General features: G+C 35.0%; 1 protein-coding gene. It reads left to right on the forward strand.

The features are described from left to right. Positions 1-141 precede the first annotated feature (141 nt). Positions 142-480 (forward strand): IS200/IS605 family transposase (gene tnpA / locus BLT_RS22525; protein ID WP_035426197.1); only part of this gene is annotated, 339 nt, incomplete at its 3' end.

The following is a 480-nucleotide window of genomic DNA, read 5'->3' on the forward strand; positions in this document are numbered from 1 at the left end:
ATTATATGGGTTTAAAACCACGTGTTCTACACGTGTGAAAATAAAACTTCTAGAGTGGTAAAGTGACAGAAAAAATCTCCAATCGTTATAATAGAAGATGGCCGTCAAACCAACTTCTAAAAAACGAAAGGAGATCTACTCATGTCGAGTGACAATAGTTTATCACACACAAGATGGAATTGTAAGTATCACATCGTATTCATACCAAAGTACAGAAGAAAAGTCATTTATGGAAAACTGAGAAAAGATATAGGTGCTATTCTCAGAAGGTTATGTGAAATGAAAGATGTCGAAATCATTGAAGCACATGCGATGAAGGATCATATTCATATGTTAGTGAAAATCCCACCTAAATTGTCTGTGTCACATTTTATGGGCTATTTAAAAGGAAAAAGTTCGTTAATGATCCACGACCGGCATGCCAATTTAAAGTATAACCATGGGAATCGTACGTTTTGGGCAAAAGGATATTATGTGAGT

The organism is Halalkalibacterium ligniniphilum, assembly GCF_000334155.1.
Lineage (GTDB): Bacteria > Bacillota > Bacilli > Bacillales > Bacillaceae_D > Halalkalibacterium > Halalkalibacterium ligniniphilum.